Here is a 15,775-nt window from a genome sequence, read left to right on the forward strand (position 1 = left end):
TGACCGGTGGCCGTGTGCCGTAACAAGACGGCCCAATTAGGCCGTCTCCAAAACTTCCGGCGGAGCCTTGGCGCCGGTCATGAAAGCGACAGCGTCGGACATTGTATATTGCTTCGGATCGATGACGGCGAGGCGACGGCCCAAGCGGTGGATATGGATGCGATCGGCCACCTCGAAGACATGCGGCATGTTGTGCGAGATGAGCACGATCGGCAGGCCGCGCTTTTTGACGTCGAGCATCAGTTCCAGCACGCGGCGGCTTTCCTTGACGCCGAGCGCCGCGGTCGGTTCGTCCATGATGACGACGCGGCTGCCGAAAGCCGCAGCGCGCGCCACCGCGACACCCTGACGCTGGCCGCCAGACAGCGTTTCGACCGACTGGTTGATGTTCTGGATCGTCATCAACCCGAGTTCCGACAATTTCTCGCGGGCGATGCGCGCCATGGCCGAGCGGTCGAGGCGGCGCAGCCATTGTCCGGCGAAGCCGGATTTGCGCAGCTCGCGGCCGAGGAACATGTTATCGGCGATCGACAGCGCCGGCGACAAGGCCAGGTTCTGGTAGACGGTCTCGATGCCGGCCATGCGCGCCTCGATCGGCGAGCGGAAATGCACCGGGCTACCGTTGAGCTCGATCGTGCCGGAGTCCGGGATGACCGCGCCGCAGAGCGCCTTCACCAGCGTCGACTTGCCGGCGCCGTTGTCGCCGATGACGGCAAGGATCTCGCCCGGCATCAGGTCGAAATCGGCATTGTCGAGCGCCACCACCCGACCGTAGCGCTTGTTGAGGCCTTTGGCCTGAAGAATGGGGACCTGATGAATGGACTGGGTGCTCATGCCGAAATCTTCCTGATCCACTGATCGATGGTGACGGCGAGGATGATGAGGATGCCGACGGTGAACTCCTGCCAGAGCGAGTCGACGCCGGCGAGTGCGAGACCATTGCGGAAGACGCCGACGATGAGCGCGCCGAACAACGTCCCGACGATCGAGCCGCGCCCGCCGAACAGCGAGGTGCCGCCGATCACCACCGCGGTGATGGCATCGAGGTTGGCGGTCTGGTTGCCGAGCGGGCTGGCCGCGCCGATGCGGCCGATGAGCGCCCAGGCGGCGACGGCGCAGATGAAGCCGGCCAGCGTGTAGACGGCAATGAAGACGCCGCGGGTGTTGATGCCGGCGAGGCGAGCTGCTTCGTCGTCGTCACCGGTCGCGTAGACGTGGCGGCCAAAGGCGGTGCGGTTCAGCACATACCAGATAATCAGGGCCGTCAGGATCATGGCGATGGCGCCGTAGGTCAGCACCGCGCCCCCGCCAAGCCGTATCGTGTGGCCCAGCCATTGCAGCAGCGGTCCCGCCGCCTCGATGTCCTGGGCGCGCACGGTCTCGGAATGCGAGACGTAGATGACCATCGCGCCGTAGACGCTCCAGGTGCCGAGCGTGACGATGAAGGGCGGCAGCTTGATCACCGCCACCAGCACACCGTTGATCAGGCCGCAGACAAGACCCGTGAGCAGGCCCAGCACAAAGCTCAATTCGACCGGCACGCCGTAGGTGACGGTCAGCCTGCCCATGACGATGGACGACAGCACCATCATCGCGCCGACCGAAAGATCGATGCCGGCAGTCAGGATGACCAGCGTCTGGGCGATGCCCAGAAAGGCGATGATGGTGACCTGTTGCAGGACAAGCGAAAGATTGAACGGCGCAAAGAACCGTCCGCCCGCCGCGACCGAAAAGATCAGAACACCGATGACCAGTACGATGAACGGGATGGCCGTAGGGTATTCGTGCAGGAAGCGCTGGATGCTCTTCAGCACCGAGCCCCGGTCTTCGTCGAAGCTCGCCACGGACTGGTCGCTGCCGTGAAGGCCGCGCTCGGCAGAGACCGAGCCGGTTGCGTCGTCACTCATTTCTGTCCCCTCCCAAGGGTCCCGTTTCGGGAAAGGGCGGCCGGAGCCGCCCTTTCGTTGAGTTTAGTCCGTTACTGCGGGTATTAGGAAGGCATCAGCCCCAGCAAAGTTCCGCGCCCTTCTTGCTGTCGATCGATTCGACCCCCGTGACGGGCTTGTCGGTGATCAGCGTGGCGCCGGTATCGAAGAACTCCTTGCCGGGGGTCGGCTTCGGCTTCTCGCCGGTCTTGGCGAATTTCTCGATCGCTTCCATGGCCATGGCGGCCATCTTCAGCGGATATTGCTGCGAGGTCGCGCCGATGACGCCGGCCGCGACGTTCTTGACGCCCGGGCAACCGCCGTCGATCGAAACCACCAGCACCGAGCCGTCATCCTTGCCGGCCGCCTTGAGCGCCTGGTAGCCGCCGGCCGCGGCCGGCTCGTTGATCGTGTACATCACGCTGACGTCCGGGCATTTCTGCAGCAGCGTTTCCATGGCGGTGCGGCCGCCGTCCTCGGCGCCGCCGGTCATCTCGTGGCCGCAGATGCGCGCATCGTCCTCGTCGCCGTATTTCTTCGGATCCTTGATGTCGATGCCGAAGCCCTTCATGAAGCCTTGATCGCGCAGATAGTCGACCGTCGGCTGGTTGGTGGCGAGGTCGAGGAAAGCGATCTTGGCGTTCGCGGCCTTGTCGCCCAGCGTGCCCTTGGCCCATTGTCCAATCAGTTCACCGGCCTTGAAATTGTCCGTGGCGAAAGTGGCATCCGCGGCGTCGATCGGATCGAGCGGCGTGTCGAGCACGATGACCAGAAGGCCGGCGTCGCGCGCCTTCTTGATGGTCGGCACGATGGCGCTGGAATCGCTCGGCACGATGGCGAAGCCCTTGGCGCCGGCCGAGATCAGGTTCTCGATAGCCGCGACCTGGCTGTCATTGTCGCCGTCGAACTTGCCGGCAAAGGTCTGCAGGGTCAGGCCAAGCTCCTTGGCCTTGGCCTGCGCGCCTTCGCGCATCTTGACGAAGAACGGGTTGCCCTCGGTCTTGGTGATCAGGCCGACGATGTCGGCGGCATACGAGGCCGTGGCCATCGCGCCGTAAAAGGCGAGGCCGGCAACGGCCGCCTTCAGGATAGTCCATTTACGCATGATTTCCTCCCAGTGAACCACTCCGGCGCCGGCCAACCGGCGCCTGCGGAGCGCCCACCGAAGTTCTCCCAGTGTGGGCGCAATGTCAAAAAGACACCAGTCCGCAACGGCTGTCAATAAATAAATCACTCTTATTTATTATTGACACTCTTGCGCTGTTCACCCATTCTGAACGAAAAGCACCGAGGGGAAACAGACGGGAGGAACAGGGTGGAGACCGGCATTGCGAGGCACGGTTCGCCCGAGGCTTTGGAGAGCCGGCTGCGTCGCGGCACCAACCAGAGCGGCATGCGCGACCACAATGAGCGGCTCGTGCTGTCCTTGGTGCGCCAGCATGGCAGCCTGGCCAAATCCGACATCGCGCGCATGACCGGACTGTCGGCCCAGACGGTGTCGGTGATCATGCGCGAGCTCGAGGAAGACAAGCTGCTCGTCCGCCAGGCGCCGCTGCGCGGCAAGATCGGCCAGCCTTCGATCCCGATGGCGCTCAACCCGGAAGGCGCCTTCTTCATCGGCCTCAAGATCGGCCGCCGCTCGGCGGAGCTGGTGCTGATAGACTTCCTCGGCAATGTGCGCGCCATGCTGCAGCATTCCTACCGCTATCCCGCGCCGCGCGAGACCGTCGAGTTCGTCACCGCCGGGATCAAGACGATGCGCAGCGAGCTGACGCCGGCGCAGGACAAGCGCATTGCCGGGCTCGGCATCGCCATGCCGTTCGAGCTGTGGAACTGGGCAGATACGGCCGGCGCGCCGCGCGAGATCATGGACGAATGGCGCCATCGCGATATCCGCGCAGACATCCAGGGGCAGTGCGAGTTCCCCGTCTACCTGCAGAACGATGCGACTTCCGCCTGCGGCGCCGAGCTCGTCTTCGGCCAGGCGGGCGCGGCGCGCGACTTCGTCTATTTCTATATCGGCGCCTTCGCCGGCGGCGGCATCGTACTCAACGGCCGCCTCTATAGCGGGCCCAACGGCAATGCCGGCGCGCTGGGCTCGATGCCGGTGCCAGGGCCGGACGGCAAGCCGACGCAGCTCATCGACGTCGCCTCGATCGCCATGCTGGAGAAGGCGCTCTCGGCCAAAGGCATCGACGGCTCCTATTTGTGGACCTCGCCGCAGGAATGGGGCGATATCGGCGCCGAGCTCGACGACTGGATCGCCAGCGCCTCGCAGGCGCTTGCCTATGCCATTGTCGCGGCCTCGTCGGTCATCGATTTCGAAGCGGCGGTCATCGATGGCTGGATGCCGCTCGATGTGCGGCGCCGGCTGGTCGATGCCGTGACGGAAGCGATTGCCAGCATCGATGCCGAAGGGCTGAAACTGCCTATCGTTCGCGAGGGGACGGTCGGCATCCACGCACGCGCCATGGGCGGCGCCAGCCTGCCGCTTTCCGAGCGCTTCCTGACCGGACCGAACACGTCCGGGGGCGCCTGACATGCTGATCGGCATCCCGTCGCTGCTCGGGCCCCAATTCCTGGCGACGCTCAGGGCAATGGGTCATGGCGACGAGATCGCGATCGTCGATGGCAATTATCCGGCCGAGGAACAGGCACGGCGGCTGATCCGCGCAGACGGCCATCAAATCATCCCTGTCCTCGACGCCGTGCTCAGCGTGCTGCCGGTGGACGAGGCGGTGCCGGAGGCGTTGTTCCGCGCTTCGGTGAAGGGCGACCCGGCGCTGGCCGACCCTGTGCATCGCGAGATGGAAGCGGTTTGCGCCAGGCGTGCGCCGGGTCATAAGCTGGTTGCGCTGGCCGGGGCCGACTTCTATGCACGCGTCAAGGCCGCGCACGCCATTGTCGCGACCAGCGAACCCAGGCTCTTTGCCAACATCATCATCCGCAAGGGCGTGATCCATCCGCCGGAGACGAAGACGACATGATCCTTTGCTGTGGCGAAGCGCTGATCGACATGCTGCCGCGTACCACGACGGAGGGCGAAGCGGCCTTCGCGCCCTATGTCGGCGGCGCGGTGTTCAACTCGGCGATCGCGCTTGGCCGGCTAGGCGCTCCGGCCGGCTTTTTCTCCGGCCTCTCCTCGGACCTGTTCGGCGGGCAGTTCCGCGAGGCGCTCGGCGCCAGCAAGGTGAGCTCCACCTATGCGCACACGTCCCCTCGCCCGACGACGCTCGCCTTCGTGCGGCTCACCAACGGCCAGGCGACCTACACCTTCTATGACGAGAACACCGCCGGACGGATGCTGACCATCGAGGACCTGCCGAAGCTCGGCGCCGAGATCGAGGCGATGCTGTTCGGCGCCATCAGCCTGATCTCCGAGCCGGCTGGTTCGGCCTATGAGGAGTTCATGCGGCGCGAGCACGGGAGCCGGGTGATGATGCTCGACCCCAACATCCGGCCGAATTTCATCCCGGACAAGGCCAAGCATCTGAGGCGTATCCGCGAGATGATGGCGATGGCCGACATCGTCAAACTCTCGGACGAGGACCTCAACTGGTTCGACGAGGCCGGCTCGCATGAGGACGTGGTGCGCAACTGGCTGGATCGCGGGCCGAAATTTATCGTCGTCACCCATGGCAGCGAAGGCGCGGTCGGCTACAGCAAGGACCATAAGGTCACGGTCTTGCCGCAGAAGGTGAAGGTGGTCGATACGGTCGGCGCCGGCGACACCTTCAACGCCGGCATCCTGGCCTCGCTGCATGAACAAGGCCTGCTCACCAAGGCAGCGATCGGCAGCCTCTCCGAGGACGCCATCCGCAAGGCGCTGGAGCTCGGCGCCAAGGCGGCGGCGGTGACGGTGTCGCGAGCCGGCGCCAACCCGCCCTGGCGGCACGAAATCGTCTAAGAGGGCGTGGGACGGGCGCGAATCCGCCCTTCGCGGCCGATCACTTTATGTTTCCCATCGGTGGATCGACGCGATAAGAGGGGCCGGGAAACGCCTCTCAAGGCTCGTATTTCCGGCTTTTTCAGGCATTGCGCCGGCAAAATCTGTAACAGGCTGCGACACCTGAGCAATTTGCGCTGGCCGCCACCGGCTTTCTCAGCCGGTTCAAGTCTGTTACCAGCGGGCCGGTTTTACAGGCAGTTTCGAGGGCGACATGCAGTTCATCGATCTTGGCGCGCAGCGCGAACGTATCCGCGACCGGCTGAAGGCCGCGATCGACCACGTCGTCGAGGACGGCCGTTATATCCTCGGGCCGCAGGTCACGGAATTCGAGAACAAGCTCGCGGCCTATGTCGGCGTCAAGCATGTGGTCGCCTGCGCAAACGGCACCGATGCGCTGCTCCTGCCGCTGTTTGCCGCCGGCATCGGCTCGGGCGATGCCGTATTCGTGCCGAGCTTCACCTTCGCAGCCACCGCCGAGGTGGTGGCGCTCGCCAAGGCCGAGCCGGTCTTCGTCGACGTCGACCGCAACACCTACAATATCGATGTCGCCAGCCTCGAGGCGGCGATCGAGATGATCAAGAAGGAAGGAAGGCTGAAGCCGAAGGCGATCATCCCGGTCGACCTGTTCGGCCTTGCCGCCGACTATGAGGCGATCATGGCGATCGCCAAGCGCGAGAACCTCCTGGTGATCGAGGACGCCGCGCAGTCGATGGGCGGCTCGGCCGACGCCCAGATGTGCGGCGCCTTCGGCCATGTCGGCTCGACCAGCTTTTATCCGGCCAAGCCGCTTGGCTGCTACGGCGACGGCGGCGCAATGTTCACCAATGATGCTGCGCTGGCCGACAAGCTCCGTTCCTTCGCCTTCCACGGCAAGGGCGAAACGCAATATGACAATGTTCGCGTCGGTATCAATTCGCGCCTCGACACGCTGCAGGCGGCGATCCTGATCGAAAAGCTCGCCATCCTCGAAGAGGAGATGGTGGCCAGGCAGGTGGTGGCGGGCCGCTATGCCAAGGGCCTCGGCGACATCGTCAAGGCCTCGCGCAATCTCGGCCACGGCCGCTCGGCCTGGGCGCAGTATGCGATCGAGACTCCGAAGCGCGACGGGCTGAAGGCCCATCTCGGCGAGAAGGGGATTCCGTCGGTGATCTATTACGTGAAGCCGCTGCACGAACAGGTCGCGTATAAGTATTATCCGCGCACGCCGACCGGCCTTGCCGTTTCGGAAGAGCTGCCGAAGCAGATCCTCTGCCTGCCGATGCATGCCTATTTGAGCGAGGCCGATCAGGACCGCATCATCGAGACGATCCGCAATTACATCGGCTCGAACTCGGCGCATGTCGCGGCGGCCTGATCTTCCTCAGTGTCGCTCAAGGCGACAGAGGGGTCGCCATCGCATGGGATTCACAGCCGCGGTTTCTTCATGCCCAGATGGGCTACCGGTGCACATCGCGGGATGAATCGGGGATGCTCGCCGATCAAGCGGGCCGATGTTCTCATTGATTAGCAAGGCCAAGCCTGAATGTGGCCGCACTGCATCAGCCGCAGCGACATGCTCTGCGGTGTTTCCTTGTTGGCCTGACCGACGCCTCGATCGCCGCCATGTTCGCCAACGGGCTTGCCCGTCCGGCAGTTTACATCCCGCCCTTTCCCTTTTGCATACAAGGCCACGGCGAAGTGATTGATGCCGGGAACAAATTAGCAGTTCGAAAGTTCGCGAGAACGGCGAATCGGAGACGGAGTCACCGCTGCAGTCGCCGGTTCGTTGAAGGCCGACTTTCGTTCCCAGGATGCCCCACATGAAGATTGCCCAGATCGCACCTCTGACTGAGTCCGTGCCACCCAAGCTTTATGGCGGGACCGAGCGCATCGTATCCTATTTAACGGAAGAGCTGGTTCGAAGGGGCCATGACGTGACGTTGTTCGCCAGCGGCGATTCACGTACTTCGGCCGAACTCGTGGCATGTTGCGACGTTGCACTACGCCTCAATCCGAAAGCACAGAATCCCATTCCTTACCATGTCATGATGCTTGAAGAGGTTCGCAGACGGGCGAATGAATTCGACGTGCTGCATTTCCACGTCGACGTTCTCCATTTTCCGATAATTAGAGAGTTCGCGCGGCGAACCGTTACCACGCTTCATGGCCGGCTCGACCTTCCTGACCTGGCGCAGCTTTACGCGATGTTCAACGACATTCCACTGGTCTCGATTTCGGACGACCAGCGCCGGCCCATGCCGCCGGTCAACTGGCTTGGAACGGTCTATCACGGCCTGCCGAACGATATCCTCCCGTTCCGGCCGAAAGCCTCTGGATACCTCGCGTTCCTCGGTCGCATCTCACCCGAAAAAGGCCCGGAAGCCGCGATAGAAATCGCCGCGCGCGCCGGGATGCCGCTCAAGATCGCGGCCAAAATCGACGCAGTGGACCTATCATTTTGGAGCGACAGGGTCGAACCCCAGGTTCTTCGACATTCGAATGTCGAGTTCATCGGCGAGATTGATGAGCGTGCGAAGGCGGAATTTTTGGGCAATGCGACGGCGCTGCTGTTTCCGATCGATTGGCCGGAGCCGTTCGGCCTCGTGACGATCGAGGCGATGGCCTGCGGCACCCCGGTGGTTGCCTTCAACCGCGGAGCCGTTCCGGAGGTCATCGATCACGGCGTGTCCGGACTGATAGTGGAAAGCATTGACGAAGCCGTCGAAGCTGTGCGGCGGATAGGCAGTCTCGATCGCGCACGTGTGCGGAAAACTTTTGAAAGGCGATTCACGGTCGGGCGCATGTGCAGCGACTATTTGGGGATCTACCGCTTGCTGGCGCGCGACGAGCAATTTCCGCTCGGCTCGCGAAACGGGTTCGCCGAAAACGCGGCTGAGATAGCCAGCACTTTTTAACAGCACCGCTTGAGACGAGTTGGCCGTTAGAATCGCCGGGTTCCCGCCGCTCGAACAGCGGCTTCGCCGAATATCCGCCAAGATTTCAATGACGCTCTCTGGGGCATAGGCATCGCAGCATTGATGCGGAATACTGTCGATTGAGGATGGTCGGGCGCAGGCATATGGGATGAGCGCCAGCATCGACCGTCTGAACAGGAGGGATGAGATGAGCATCGAAGTCGAAGAACGCAAGCTGAATCCAGCGGTCGCTCTCCCCACACTCGATGAATCGGCCCCGCGCGAGCCGCATAGGCAATTTGCGCTGAAGCATGAGGACTGCTTCGTCGTCGCGGACAGCTATGGCGACATACGCGGCAGCGGCGACGGGCTTTTCCGCGACGATACGCGAGTGCTGTCGCGTTTTCGGCTGTTCATAGGCGGCCGCATGCCGTCGCTGCTCGGAGCCTCGCTGTCGCAGGACAACATCCTATTCACCGCCAATCTCACAAATTTGGCTACCGTCGGGCCCGACGGTAGTGAAACGCTGCCTGGGGTCGTGCACATCGAGCGGACCAGATTCATCTGGCATGACCGCATGTACGAGCGAGTCACTTTCACGAACTACTCCGCGCGTGAGGTGTCGCTGCCAGTCCGGTTCGACTTCGATGCCGATTTCCGTGACATGTTCGAGGTGCGCGGCACCACGCGCAGCCGGCGCGGTCGCGCACATGACGCCTTGGTCGGCGAGTCAGGCGTGACATTTTGCTATGAGGGCCTCGATAATGTGGCGCGCCAATCCGTCATCGCGTTTTCGATGAGGCCCGACCAGATCCATCCCCATCATGCAGAGTTTCTCATTCTGGTGGGCAGGCACAATAGAAAGGCGCTGTATCTGGAAGTTGGTCAGAACGAAGAAATCCCGTCCAGTGATCGGTTCCGCGCCGCCGCGGCGCGAGCGCGATTTGCAATGCGCTCAAAGCGTCGACAGGGCGCTACTGTTTTCAGCTCCGGCCGCGTGTTCAATGACTGGCTCACGCGCACACGTGCCGACATCGCCCTGCTGACCACCGATCTGGAAACCGGGCCATATCCGTATGCCGGTATTCCGTGGTTTTCGACTGCCTTCGGCCGCGACGGCGTCATTTCCGCCTTGCAAATGCTGTGGCTCAACCCCGAGCTTGCCCGCGGCGTGCTGGCGTTCCTTGCCCGCTATCAATCGACGGAGACCTCTGTGTTCGACGATGCCGAGCCCGGCAAGATCATGCATGAAACGCGCAAGGGGGAAATGGCTATACTGCGCGAGCTGCCGTTCGGCCGCTACTATGGCGGCGTCGACACCACTCCACTCTATGTCTACCTGGCTTGGTCCTACGCCGATCGCACGGGCGATGACGAGTTCGTAGATCGCATGTGGGATTCGCTGTGCGCAGCAATCGGATGGATGGAGGAAGTCGGTGCCCGCAACAGAGACGGTTTCGTGACCTATAGCAGGGCGGCGGACACGGGTCTCTTCAACCAGGGCTGGAAGGACAGCGCCGACGCTATCTTCCATGCCGACGGCAAAATACCTCGAGGTCCGATCGCACTCGTCGAGGTGCAAGGCTACGTCTTCGCAGCCTATCAAGGCATGGCTGTCTTGGCGGCCAAGCGCGGAGACGCCGCCAAGGCGGCGCACTGGAGCACCATGGCAGAAAAAATACGCAGCGCAGTGGAGGCCCGGTTCTGGATGCCGGACCGCAATTTCTACGCTTTGGCAATCGATGGAGAAGGCAGGCAATGCGCGGTGCGCGCCTCCAACGCGGGTCACCTGCTCTATGTTGGGCTGCCCTCGGCAGAACGGGCGACATCAATTGCCGAGCAGTTGCTGTCGGGGCATCTGCACAGCGGTTGGGGCGTTCGCACCTTGGCTGACGATGAGATTCCGTTCAATCCGATGTCTTATCATAACGGCTCGATCTGGCCGCATGACACGGCGATCTGTGCCGCCGGCCTAGCCCGCTACCAGGAGCGCACCAGCGTCGTGAAGCTCATGAGCAGCATGTTCGAGGCGGCGGTCCGGTTCAATATGCGGCTTCCGGAGCTGTTCTGCGGCTTTACGCGGGCAATCGGGGATGCGCCGATTGCCTATCCCGTCGCCTGTCTGCCGCAGGCATGGTCGGCCGGTTCCGCGTTCATGATGCTGCAGGCCTGCCTGGGGATCCGCATCGATGGTTGGAAGCGCGAGATCAATGTCGAACGCCCACGGTTGCCGATAGGCATCGACAACATCGTCATCCGGCACTTAGCCGTGGGCGAGGCGAAGGTCGATCTCAATTTCCAGCGCGTCGGCGACCGGGTCGTCTGCTATCTTGGCGAACGGCACGAGGGCCTAGTGCCGCTGGTCGTTCGCTCTTAGCAACCGGGACAGCAGGGCCTGCCATCGATGCTCACTGTAGCATCCAGGTGCTGCTGGCGACGTCTTGCAGGCTCCCCTTGAACTGAAAAGAGCTGCTTCCAATCTTTTCTCTTGTCTCCGGCCCGGGCGTGCAGGTGTTTGAATATTAGCGGTGCATCTGCGGAAACGACCAACGGGGCCAGTTGTTGAAGGGAGGTCACTATGGAAAGTGATGCTTTCAAGCAGCCAGTTTTCGTAGGGGAGAATGGCTACATCCAAAAGATCGACTGCGTGATGGATGCCATTGAGTTTTTGGAAGAATGGCCTGTGGAGAGACGCGGCCTGCTTCACGCGGCGGCCTGCGAGGCGTGCTACTCGGCCTATGACGGTCGGAAACCAGTCGAGGCCGCGCACAAGGCCTTTACGACTTGGGCCCGCAAGGTTGGCGTCATCGAGGACGTGCCCACAGCACCGCCGTGGATGACTGGGCCAAAGATCAGCAACGCAGACCTCTTGTGAAGGTGCGAAAGGCCTCCTCGTCAGGCGCAGCTTGCGACGAATCGCGCCGGAGCGAAACGCAGACGTCGGCGCCGATCCCCTTCTGACCTGCCGGCCCTCCCCCCTCAAGCGGCGAGGCTACGCGCCCTTCCCTCGCGCAATGAAATGCGGATTGGCGAAATCGCCGTCGCTGGCCTGGTTGCGCTTGCCGTAGACGAGCGGCTGGCCGTCCAGCGTGCGCGTCATGCCGCCGGCGGCGCGCAGCACTGCGTCGCCGGCGGCCGTGTCCCATTCCATGGTGCGGCCGAAGCGCGGATAGACGTCGGCTTCCGCCGCGGCAAGCAGGCAGAATTTCAGCGATGAGCCGATCGAGACGATCTCGGCGGCACCGAGATCGCGGATGAATTTCTCGGTTTCCGGCGTGTTATGCGAGCGGCTGGCGACGACCGCGAGCGGCGTGCCGCCTTCGCGCACATTGATCGGGCGGCGCTCAGTGACGCGATAATCCGCATCGACCTCCAGCGCCTCGGCCTTGCCCGGCCGTCCACTGAAGAAGCGCCCGGTGCAGGGCGCGAAAACGACGCCGACTTCCGGCACGCCGTGCCGGACCAGGGCGATATTGACGGTGAAATCCGTGCGGCGGTTGACGAATTCCTTGGTGCCGTCGAGCGGGTCGATCAGGAAGAAGGCGCCGTCGAGATCGGGCGTCGCGATGCCCGCCGCCACCTCCTCCTCGGCCACGCAAGGGATCTCCGGATAGGCGGCGCGCAAACCGGCCAGGATGATCTTCTCGCTTTCGCGGTCGGCTTCCGTGACCGGCGAGGAGTCCGCCTTGCTGTCGACGGCACAGCCCTCGTGGAAGACGCGCATCACCTCGCGTCCCGCTTCCAGTGCCAGGCGCTCGAAGATGCCCAGCATCGCCTCGTCGTCAGATACCGCCGCCATTGCCATACTGTTCCTCGGCGATGTCGCGCTCGGTCAGCCAGTGCTCCAGGGCTTCCGCCATTTCCTGCGGGCTCCTGCCGAGGGTCTTCAAGTGAATTTCCGGATTCTGCGGCGCTTCATAAGGAGAATCCACGCCGGTGAAGTTCTTGATCTCGCCGCTCAGAGCGCGCGCGTAAAGGCCCTTCGGATCGCGGCGTGCGCATTCCTCGAACGGCGTATCGACGAAGACCTCGACGAACTCGCCTTCGGCCATCAGCTCGCGCGCCATGCGCCGTTCGGCGCTGAAGGGCGATATGAAGGAGACGATGACGATCAAGCCGGCATCGGCCATCAGCTTGGCCACCTCGGCGACGCGGCGGATGTTCTCCACGCGGTCGGCGTCGGTGAAGCCGAGATCGCGGTTGAGGCCGTGGCGGACGTTGTCGCCGTCGAGGATATAGGTGTGGCGACCGGACGCGAACAGCTTCTTCTCGAACAGGTTGGCGATCGTCGACTTGCCGGAGCCGGACAGCCCGGTGAACCAGAACACGGCCGGGCGCTGATTCTTCAGGTCGGAGCGGCCGCGCTTGCCGACATCGAGCGACTGCCAATGGATGTTTTCGGCACGGCGCAGCGTATGCAGGATCATGCCGGCGCCGACGGTGGCGTTGGTGATGCGGTCGATCAGGATGAAGGCGCCGGTGGTGCGGTTCTCGGCGAAGGGATCGAAAGCGATCGGCGCGCGCGTCGAGAGGTTGCAGACGCCGACCTCGTTGGTGTCGAGAGACTTCGCCGCCTGATGCGCGAAATCGTTGACGTTGACGCGGTATTTCAGGTCGGTGACAGTCGCGCTCACCTGGTCGGTTTCGGTTCGCAGAACATAGGAACGGCCGGGGAGCAGCGCCTGCTCGTCGAACCAGACGATGTTGGCAGCGAACTGGTCGGCGACCTGCGGACGCGCGGCCGGCGAAACCAGCAGATTGCCGCGCGACACCTCCACCTCGTCCTCGAGGACGAGCGTGATCGCCTGGCCGGCGACCGCCCGCTCGAGGTCGCCGCCTTGCGCGACGATGCGCTTGACCCGGGACGCCTTGCCCGACTTGGCAACGACGACCTCTTCGCCTTGCGAAACGGTGCCCGAGGCGACGGTGCCGGCAAAGCCGCGGAAATCGAGATTCGGCCGGTTGACATACTGGACCGGGAAGCGGAACGGCAGCTCGACGGCGGTCTCGTCGACCGACACGGTTTCCAGATGCTCGATCAGCGATGGCCCTGAATACCAGGGCGTACGTTCCGAGCGGCTGGTGACGTTGTCGCCGAAGCGCGCCGACATCGGGATCGGCGCGACGCTCATGAAACCCAGTTCCCGCGCGAACTCGGCATAGTCGGCAACGATCCGGTCGAACACGGCCTTGTCGAAGCCGACGAGATCGATCTTGTTGACCGCAAGCACAATGTGCCGGATGCCGAGCAGCGAGGCGATGATCGAATGACGCCTGGTCTGGCGCAGCACGCCCTGGCGCGCGTCGATCAGCACGATGGCGAGATCGGCTGTCGAGGCCCCCGTCGCCATATTGCGCGTGTACTGCTCGTGGCCGGGCGTGTCGGCGACGATGAACTTGCGCTTCGGCGTGGCGAAGAAGCGGTAGGCGACGTCGATGGTGATGCCCTGCTCGCGCTCTGCCTCCAGTCCGTCGACCAGCAGCGCGAAGTCGATGTCGTCGCCGGTGGTGCCGTGCTTGCGCGAATCCTTTTCGAGCGCCGCAAGCTGATCCTCGAAGATCTGTTTGGTGTCGGAGAGCAGACGGCCGATCAGCGTCGACTTGCCGTCGTCGACCGAGCCGCAGGTGAGGAAGCGCAGCAGCGACTTCTTCTCCTGGGCAGCCATGTAGTCGCGGATCGAATCGGTCGGGGCGAGGCTCTTGGCCATGATGTGGCGCATTATCAGAAATAACCCTCGCGCTTCTTCTTTTCCATCGAGCCGGCCTCGTCACGGTCGATGAGGCGGCCCTGGCGCTCGGAGGTGCGTGCAGTCAGCATCTCGCCGACGATGGCCTCAAGCGTGTCGGCGTCAGACTCGATCGCGCCGGTCAGCGGGTAGCAGCCGAGCGTACGGAAGCGCACGAGACGGTTCTCGACGGTCTCGCCAGGGCGCAACTGCATGCGGTCGTCATCCTTCATGATCAGCATGCCGTCGCGCTCGACCACCGGCCGCTCCTTGGCAAAATAGAGCGGCACGATCGGGATGTTCTCCTGCAATATGTACTGCCAGATATCGAGCTCAGTCCAGTTGGACAGCGGAAAGACGCGGATCGATTCGCCCGGCGCGATGCGGGTGTTGAAGATCTTCCACATCTCCGGCCGCTGGTTCTTCGGGTCCCAAGCATGCTGGGCGTTGCGGAAGGAAAAGATGCGCTCCTTGGCGCGCGACTTCTCCTCGTCGCGGCGGGCACCGCCGAAAGCGGCGTCGAAGCCGTATTTGTCGAGCGCCTGGCGGAGCGCCACCGTCTTCATCACATGGGTGTGGGTGTTGGAGCCATGGTCGAAGGGGTTGATGCCGTCGCGCACACCATCCTCGTTGACATGGACCAAAAGGTCGAAGCCGAGCCTCTGCGCCATCTGATCGCGAAAGGCGATCATCTCGCGGAACTTCCAGGTGGTGTCGACATGCAGGAACGGGAAAGGCGGCTTGGCCGGATAAAAGGCCTTCATCGCCAGATGCATCAGCACGGAAGAATCCTTGCCGACCGAATAGAGCATCACCGGCTTGGAGAAAGACGCCGCGACCTCGCGGAAGATGTGGATGGATTCGGCCTCGAGCCGCTGCAGATGCGTGAGCGCGATATTCATGGAGCGTCGAGCGTTCTCTCGTGCCGTCGGGCGGAAATCTTGCACCGCAGGGGCAATCCCATGCCGCCCGGGCGCAAACCTCACTTCGGACAAACTGTTTCGTGCGGGCGTTCTAACAGATCGGCGCCGCCAATAACAATGCAGGACCGGCGCGGCGCGAGGTGATTAGAGAACGAATTTTCCAAGCATGGTAGGTAAAGCGGAAAATCCTGCCAGGGCATCGAAAAGGCGGACGCCAGGAAAGACCGTGCCGTCCGGGGAATGCCAAGGCCGTTCGATCCTGGCCGGATCGGGGGATTTCTGTCGCAACATTGTCGACTGCTCTATCTCAGGGCGGCGCCAGCCGCTATAGGGGCTTGGGGAACGGCAGGGGCGGCAA

At 63.2% G+C, this 15,775-nt stretch carries 13 protein-coding genes; 7 read left to right on the plus strand and 6 right to left on the minus strand.

Annotated elements, in window-relative coordinates; translation table 11 throughout:
- Positions 1-36 precede the first annotated feature (36 nt).
- The 3 genes from O7A05_RS18655 to O7A05_RS18665 form a co-directional block, all read right to left on the minus strand.
- The gene (locus O7A05_RS18655; RefSeq protein ID WP_337094455.1) at positions 37-834 is read right to left on the minus strand and encodes an ATP-binding cassette domain-containing protein; all 798 of its coding nucleotides are present in this window, start codon (positions 832-834) and stop codon (positions 37-39) included.
- Positions 831-1,907 (minus strand): ABC transporter permease, encoded by a 1,077-nt coding sequence (locus tag O7A05_RS18660; protein ID WP_337094456.1) that lies wholly within the window; start codon positions 1,905-1,907, stop codon positions 831-833. The genes O7A05_RS18655 and O7A05_RS18660 overlap by 4 nt, the downstream gene beginning before the upstream one ends.
- Positions 1,908-2,001: 94 nt before the next feature.
- Positions 2,002-3,030, minus strand: a complete 1,029-nt coding sequence (locus O7A05_RS18665; RefSeq protein ID WP_337094457.1) for a sugar ABC transporter substrate-binding protein — start codon at positions 3,028-3,030, stop codon at positions 2,002-2,004.
- Positions 3,031-3,240: 210 nt separating this feature from the next.
- On the opposite strand from O7A05_RS18665, the gene O7A05_RS18670 reads away from it, so the two are divergent.
- From O7A05_RS18670 to O7A05_RS18700, 7 genes are all read left to right on the plus strand, one after another.
- A complete protein-coding gene (locus O7A05_RS18670; RefSeq protein WP_337094458.1) occupies positions 3,241-4,464 on the plus strand; it encodes an ROK family transcriptional regulator in 1,224 nt (407 codons plus the stop codon).
- A gap of 1 nt (position 4,465) precedes the next feature.
- Positions 4,466-4,912 (plus strand): RbsD/FucU family protein, encoded by a 447-nt coding sequence (locus O7A05_RS18675; RefSeq protein ID WP_337094459.1) that lies wholly within the window; start codon positions 4,466-4,468, stop codon positions 4,910-4,912.
- Positions 4,909-5,832 carry a carbohydrate kinase family protein gene (locus tag O7A05_RS18680; RefSeq protein ID WP_337094460.1) on the plus strand — a complete coding sequence of 308 codons (924 nt, stop codon included), beginning with the start codon at positions 4,909-4,911 and terminating at the stop codon, positions 5,830-5,832. Before O7A05_RS18675 ends, O7A05_RS18680 begins: the two co-directional genes overlap by 4 nt.
- Before the next feature lie 253 nt (positions 5,833-6,085).
- A complete protein-coding gene (locus O7A05_RS18685; RefSeq protein ID WP_337094461.1) occupies positions 6,086-7,228 on the plus strand; it encodes a DegT/DnrJ/EryC1/StrS family aminotransferase in 1,143 nt (380 codons plus the stop codon).
- A gap of 445 nt (positions 7,229-7,673) precedes the next feature.
- On the plus strand, positions 7,674-8,768 hold the full coding sequence (locus tag O7A05_RS18690) for a glycosyltransferase family 4 protein (RefSeq protein WP_337094462.1): 1,095 nt from the start codon (positions 7,674-7,676) through the stop codon (positions 8,766-8,768).
- A 208-nt stretch (positions 8,769-8,976) separates the two neighbouring features.
- Positions 8,977-11,145 carry an amylo-alpha-1,6-glucosidase gene (locus O7A05_RS18695; RefSeq protein ID WP_337094463.1) on the plus strand — a complete coding sequence of 723 codons (2,169 nt, stop codon included), beginning with the start codon at positions 8,977-8,979 and terminating at the stop codon, positions 11,143-11,145.
- A 201-nt stretch (positions 11,146-11,346) separates the two neighbouring features.
- On the plus strand, positions 11,347-11,643 hold the full coding sequence (locus tag O7A05_RS18700) for a DUF982 domain-containing protein (protein ID WP_224604916.1): 297 nt from the start codon (positions 11,347-11,349) through the stop codon (positions 11,641-11,643).
- 117 nt (positions 11,644-11,760) lie between these two features.
- On the opposite strand, the gene cysQ is transcribed toward O7A05_RS18700, so the two are convergent.
- From cysQ to cysD, 3 genes are read right to left on the minus strand one after another with little or no spacing between them, the layout of a single operon-like run.
- On the minus strand, positions 11,761-12,540 hold the full coding sequence (gene cysQ / locus O7A05_RS18705; protein ID WP_337094600.1) for a 3'(2'),5'-bisphosphate nucleotidase CysQ: 780 nt from the start codon (positions 12,538-12,540) through the stop codon (positions 11,761-11,763).
- A gap of 10 nt (positions 12,541-12,550) precedes the next feature.
- Entirely contained in the window at positions 12,551-14,488 is a 1,938-nt protein-coding gene (cysN, locus tag O7A05_RS18710) for a sulfate adenylyltransferase subunit CysN (protein WP_337094464.1), read from the minus strand.
- Between the two features lie 2 nt (positions 14,489-14,490).
- Positions 14,491-15,396, minus strand: a complete 906-nt coding sequence (gene cysD / locus O7A05_RS18715; RefSeq protein WP_337094465.1) for a sulfate adenylyltransferase subunit CysD — start codon at positions 15,394-15,396, stop codon at positions 14,491-14,493.
- Positions 15,397-15,775 lie beyond the last annotated feature (379 nt).

The sequence above is a fragment of the Mesorhizobium argentiipisi (SeqCode) genome, from assembly GCF_037179585.1.
Taxonomy (GTDB): Bacteria; Pseudomonadota; Alphaproteobacteria; order Rhizobiales; family Rhizobiaceae; genus Mesorhizobium; species Mesorhizobium argentiipisi.